3 protein-coding genes, 4 tRNA genes and 1 other RNA gene are annotated in these 4,446 nt (G+C 44.0%); 7 read left to right on the top strand and 1 reads right to left on the bottom strand.

Annotated elements, in window-relative coordinates:
* Positions 1 to 234: 234 nt before the first annotated feature.
* The gene (gene murB, locus Dpoa2040_RS08510; protein ID WP_168640980.1) at positions 235 to 1,272 is read left to right on the top strand and encodes a UDP-N-acetylmuramate dehydrogenase; all 1,038 of its coding nucleotides are present in this window, start codon (positions 235 to 237) and stop codon (positions 1,270 to 1,272) included.
* Entirely contained in the window at positions 1,269 to 2,228 is a 960-nt protein-coding gene (gene birA / locus Dpoa2040_RS08505; RefSeq protein WP_168640979.1) for a bifunctional biotin--[acetyl-CoA-carboxylase] ligase/biotin operon repressor BirA, read from the top strand. The genes murB and birA overlap by 4 nt, the downstream gene beginning before the upstream one ends.
* A gap of 30 nt (positions 2,229 to 2,258) precedes the next feature.
* Here birA and coaA read toward each other — a convergent pair whose 3' ends face one another.
* Positions 2,259 to 3,209 (bottom strand): type I pantothenate kinase, encoded by a 951-nt coding sequence (gene coaA / locus Dpoa2040_RS08500; protein WP_042867817.1) that lies wholly within the window; start codon positions 3,207 to 3,209, stop codon positions 2,259 to 2,261.
* Positions 3,210 to 3,703: 494 nt separating this feature from the next.
* On the opposite strand from coaA, the gene Dpoa2040_RS08495 reads away from it, so the two are divergent.
* From Dpoa2040_RS08495 to Dpoa2040_RS08475, 5 genes are all read left to right on the top strand, one after another.
* Positions 3,704 to 3,779 (top strand) — tRNA-Thr (locus tag Dpoa2040_RS08495).
* Positions 3,780 to 3,796: 17 nt separating this feature from the next.
* Positions 3,797 to 3,881: transfer RNA gene (locus tag Dpoa2040_RS08490), tRNA-Tyr, on the top strand.
* A 41-nt stretch (positions 3,882 to 3,922) separates the two neighbouring features.
* Positions 3,923 to 4,047, top strand: a non-coding RNA gene (locus tag Dpoa2040_RS08485) — RtT sRNA.
* A 132-nt stretch (positions 4,048 to 4,179) separates the two neighbouring features.
* Positions 4,180 to 4,254 (top strand) — tRNA-Gly (locus Dpoa2040_RS08480).
* Between the two features lie 10 nt (positions 4,255 to 4,264).
* Positions 4,265 to 4,340 (top strand) — tRNA-Thr (locus tag Dpoa2040_RS08475).
* The last annotated feature ends 106 nt before the right edge of the window (positions 4,341 to 4,446 follow it).

The raw sequence follows: 4,446 nt of genomic DNA, 5'->3' as shown, positions 1-4,446 counted from the left end.
TTTAAGCGCTTTATCGAAATCGAAGGGCTGGGACATATGTCATTCCTTTTTGATTGTATATTACTGGAATGACACAGAATTTCTAACACTCCCTGTCTCTCTCCTTCCGTTCTCTTGCTAATTTGCATATGACCAACAACTCTGGTAATGCTTTTGTTTCCTGGCAAAACATCCCTCAATAATTACTCAGGATAAGTTAGACTATACTCAACTGTTTACTGGGTATTGACCACCATGATAAGTCCCACCACATCTTTAAAAGCATTTAATTCTTTCTCTTTACTAGCTTCAGCGACAGATATTATTACTATCGCAAGTACAACTGAGTTGTTATCTGCATGGCAACGTGCTTATCAGAACGGATTACCCGTTTTGATATTGGGAGGAGGAAGTAATGTACTCTTTCTTGAGGATTTTCACGGTGTGGTGCTCATTAATCAGCTAAAAGGGATTGAGGTCAAAGAGACTGAATCTGAGTGGATGCTTCATGTGGGGGCTGGAGAAAACTGGCATCACTTAGTTGAGTATACGCTAGATTGTCATATCGCTGGTCTTGAGAATCTGGCGTTAATTCCGGGGTGTGTTGGGTCTGCGCCAATCCAGAATATCGGTGCTTATGGCATGGAGTTGAAGAGCGTATGTGCCTATGTCGATATGCTGAATCTGGAAACGGGTGAAGCAACACGGCTGAGTGCTGAAGAATGCCGATTTAGTTATCGAGACAGTATTTTCAAACATGAGTATCAGAATGGATTTGCTATTATCGCTGTAGGCTTACGTTTATCCAAAGATTGGAAACCCATTTTGGCATATGGTGAGCTTACCAGGCTTGAACCTTCGACAACAACGGCAAGGCAAATATTTGAGGCTGTCTGTCAGATGAGGCGTAGCAAATTACCTGATCCTGCAATTATGGGTAATGCCGGAAGTTTTTTCAAGAATCCGGTTATTCCTGCAGTTATAGCTGATCGTATTTTAGCCAATTATCCGAATGCACCTTATTATCCACAGCCGACTGGTGACGTAAAATTGGCGGCGGGTTGGCTTATTGATCAATGTGGTTTAAAAGGACACCAGATTGGCCAGGCTGCTGTACATGATAAGCAGGCTCTTGTTCTTGTCAATAAAGGCGAAGCGACGGGCCATGATTTGGTTGAACTTGCTCGTTATGTCAGAAACCAGGTCGCAACAAAATTCAATGTTTGGCTTGAGCCGGAAGTGCGTTTTATTGCTGCCCAAGGAGAAGTGAATGCGGTGGAGATTTTATCATGAAAGATTATACTGTCCCGCTCAGGCTAGTCTCTATTCTAGCTGATGGCGAATTCTACTCAGGGGAATATCTCGGTGAGTTAATGGGAATGAGCCGTGCTGCCATTAATAAACATATCCAAACCATTAAAGAATGGGGGCTGGATGTCTTTACGGTAACCGGGAAGGGGTATGCGCTTTCAGCTCCAATTGAATTGCTCAATGCGGATGAAATTCGTTCCAAAATACCAGGCGGTAATATAGCTGTCTTACCCGTTATTGATTCTACCAACCAATATCTGCTGGACCGTCTCGATTCGATATATTCGGGAGATGCCTGTATTGCTGAATATCAACAGGCAGGTCGGGGGCGGCGTGGGCGACAATGGTTTTCTCCCTTTGGCAGTAATCTTTATTTATCGCTGTATTGGCGTCTTGAGCAAGGGCCTGCTGCCGCTGTTGGTGTTAGTCTGGTTATTGGCATCATTATGGCGGAAGTCTTGCATCAGCTGGGGGCTGAAGGGGTACGAGTAAAATGGCCAAACGACCTGTATCTGCATGACAGGAAGCTGGCTGGCATTCTTGTTGAATTGAATGGCCGCACGGGAGATGCTGCGCATTTGGTTATCGGTGCTGGTATTAATTTGCGTATGAATTCATCAGGTTCTAATGTGATCAATCAAGGATGGATTAATTTGCAGGAGGCTGGTATTGATATTAATCGCAATATGCTTGCTGTAAAAATTATTACTGAGTTGCGTACTGCTTTGGTCGTTTATGAACAGCAAGGCCTGTCATCTTTTATTTCTCGCTGGAAAAGTCTGGATAATTTTTATAACCGTACAGTAAAGTTGATTGTCGGTAATCGGGAAATAATTGGTATTGATAAAGGTATTGATAGCCAGGGAGCATTGTTGCTTGAGCAGGATGGTGAGATTCAGTCTTATATTGGTGGCGAGATTTCTTTGCGTGGATGTTAGATAATATAGGGGATTATTATCCCCTCTGTTTTACTTTCTTAGGCGTACGCACTCGACTGCATGGTTTGCTATTTTTGTCATAATAAGACTCGCCCGCTCACGAGTTGGTAATATATTTTGTTTAAGGTTTAGTCCATTAATCTCTGTCCACAATTGTGTAGCGATATTAACTGCTTCCGCTTCTGTCAGTTTCGCATAATTATGGAAGTAAGAGTTTGGATTGGTAAATGCACCCTGTCGGAATTTCAGGAACCGATTGATATACCAAGTCTTTAGTAGGTCTTCAGGCGCATCTACATAAATGGAAAAATCCACAAAGTCAGATACAAAAACGCGGTGAGGATCGTGAGGATAATCCATTCCGCTTTGTAGTACGTTTAGCCCTTCAAGAATCAGAATGTCTGGTTGCTCTATAACCTTGTTGCAGTCAGGAACAATGTCGTAGATTAAATGCGAATAGGTAGGTGCTATGACTCTGGGGATGCCAGATTTTATCTCAGAAACGAATTTCACCAGACTATGCATGTCATAGGACTGAGGAAATCCTTTTTTCTTCATCAAATTTCTTTGTTGCAATATTTTGTTGGGATGCAGGAAACCATCAGTGGTAATCAGTTCAACCTTGCGATGTTCTGGCCAACGGCTAAGTAATGCTTGTAATACACGCGCAGTTGTACTTTTCCCTACGGCAACACTGCCAGCAATACCAATGATATAAGGAATTTTCTGCGCATTGGTTCCCAGAAATTGCTCCAGTACGGCTTGGCGCCGTAAGTTGGAGCTGATGTAGAAATTCAGTAAACGGGATAAGGGCAGATAAATTTCCGCAACTTCATCCAAAGACAGATCTTCGTTAATGCCTTTGAGCTTAATAATTTCATCTTCAGCCAGGGTCAATGGTACTGAGTCACGTAAGTTTGCCCATTGCTGGCGATTAAACTGAAGATAAGGCGTGACGAAAGATTGCGCTTTATTAGTCATAAATGTGCTTCTGTTTAACGCTACCGGTAGGAAGGAAAACAACCAGATTTCAGTATATAGAACTGAGACCCAGGGGGCTGGACAGGTAACAGCCGCAGCATCCTTTCCTGAATAAGAATTTATCGTCCAGTGGGCAGGTTACCACCATGAGGGGCAGAAAAAGAAGCAAAAATCTGTATCAACGTTGACACCTGTGATACGTACATCGGGATAGATAACCGCTGGTGAGTATGCGTTTTACACGATGCAAAGCAAAAGTGCCTTGCAGTTGCGTCGTCATCATTTCCTTAATGCCAACTGAGACAGGTAACTGACAGATGCTTTTCGTTACAGCATTAATCAGCAATCGCTTTATATGACGCTTATTTGCACGAATGCTTGGCAGTAATGTGAAACGGCATCCGAATTTGTGCAAAATCTAATCGATAGCGCATTTTGAGCGATTTTTTTGTTGCATAGACTGGCCCCTCTGCCTAGAATGCGCAGCACTTGATGCCGGCTTAGCTCAGTAGGTAGAGCAACTGACTTGTAATCAGTAGGTCGCCAGTTCGATTCCGGCAGCCGGCACCATCAAGTACACACAATTAGGTGGGGTTCCCGAGCGGCCAAAGGGAGCAGACTGTAAATCTGCCGTCACAGACTTCGAAGGTTCGAATCCTTCCCCCACCACCAAATTCAAGTCGTAAAAGCGACTGAACCAATGTGATAAGTAACATAAGTCACGTTGGGGAAGGTGAGAACCTTCGAGAAGGTTCGAGTCGAGCAACGCGAGACAACGTGCGTAGCGCGGCCCGAAGGGTGAGGAGCGAAGCGACGAGTAATCCTTCCCCCACCACCAAATTCAATCCTGGCAACAGGATGCAATCGATGCGGTTGCAACACTAAAGCCGAATCGAAAAAGCAAGGTATCAATAAAATTGTGCCTTGCTTTAATGTTCTACAGAGAAATCAGGTAGCCGAGTTCCAGGATGCGGGCATCGTATAATGGCTATTACCTCAGCCTTCCAAGCTGATGATGTGGGTTCGATTCCCACTGCCCGCTCCAATTTAGATGTGCTGATATAGCTCAGTTGGTAGAGCGCACCCTTGGTAAGGGTGAGGTCGGCAGTTCGAATCTGCCTATCAGCACCACTTCTTTATTTTCCTCCTGATTTTCTTTCTGTTAAAAATTCAGCAAGTAATTGCTTGGTTGATGTGGTGATACCACCGATTTATCCGTGTCTTAGAGGGACAATCG

It is taken from the genome of Dickeya sp. CFBP 2040 (assembly GCF_012273755.1).
GTDB classification, from domain to species: Bacteria; Pseudomonadota; Gammaproteobacteria; order Enterobacterales; family Enterobacteriaceae; genus Dickeya; species Dickeya poaceiphila.
This window is presented reverse-complemented; position numbering and strand designations above follow the sequence as displayed.